The organism is Acinetobacter sp. 1294596 (assembly GCF_000582925.1).
GTDB lineage: Bacteria > Pseudomonadota > Gammaproteobacteria > Pseudomonadales > Moraxellaceae > Acinetobacter > Acinetobacter radioresistens.
The window spans coordinates 1-982 of sequence record NZ_JFCC01000108.1; the positions used below are offsets into that span (position 1 = coordinate 1).

The window sequence follows — 982 nt, forward strand, 5'->3', positions numbered from 1 at the left end:
AACTGAAGCTCTGAAATATTTACCTGCAGAACTGCGTAAAACGTTGACCTATGACCGTGGACGCGAGATGGCAGAACATAAAATACTTGAAGAAGATTTAGGCATAGATGTATATTTCTGTGACCCACATTCACCCTGGCAAAAAGGCACATGCGAAAATATGAATGGTTTAATTAGGCAATATTTACCTAAAGGGATTGATTTAAATCAGGCAGATCAGCATTATTTAAATCAAGTTGCCATGTCACTGAATACTCGTCCTAGAAAAGCGTTAGATTGGCTTACACCATTAGAGAAATTTGCTCAGCTTGTTGATTATCATAAGACTTTTCAAACTGTCGCACCTCATGTTTGAATTCGCCAATCTACTCTTTTATGCTTCTGCTTTCTAGAAACTGAATTTTTCTAATTTTAAATTCTTTACATTAATTCTTATTATTCCTCTTCTAAAAATTTATAATTTATTGAAATTATCAATTCTTAGCAAATAAAAAAGCCCACTAAAGTGAGCTTGATATTTATAACCGGTACATCTGATTAGGCGCAACGTAAAAGCTTTGGCCATCCAGATTAAAATTAATCTCTCTTCCGGAATCAAGTAGAACTTTTTCACCTACTTTTACCCATTTAAAGCCACCAGAAATATTTTGTTTTCTCTCTGAAGCTATAATCTGAACATGAATAATATCACCGTCGATAGATTTCGCGGTACGAAAATTTGGATATTTCAATATATACACCAATACAATAAACTTTAGTAAACTCTTTAGAGCATTTTTCGAACAATTATTTGATTAAAATAAAATTGTTTTAATTTTAATAACTACAAAATCTCAAGAAAATCTTGAAAAATGGGAGTGGCATCGTATGAGGTTTGCCTTCATTAAGTTTTATATCTTAGCACAGCTTTCTGAAATAACAAACTTATTAAAAATAATTATAGGTTTTTATGATCAAAAAATTTTTTTAATTTGGTAATAAA

General features: G+C 31.0%; 2 protein-coding genes. One reads left to right on the forward strand and one right to left on the reverse strand.

Annotation, left to right across the window (positions count from 1 at the left end; genetic code table 11):
- Positions 1-355 (forward strand): IS30 family transposase (locus tag J502_RS16085; protein WP_002054609.1); only part of this gene is annotated, 355 nt, incomplete at its 5' end.
- A 163-nt stretch (positions 356-518) separates the two neighbouring features.
- Here J502_RS16085 and J502_RS16090 read toward each other — a convergent pair.
- Positions 519-731 (reverse strand): hypothetical protein, encoded by a 213-nt coding sequence (locus tag J502_RS16090; RefSeq protein WP_005405128.1) that lies wholly within the window; start codon positions 729-731, stop codon positions 519-521.
- Positions 732-982 lie beyond the last annotated feature (251 nt).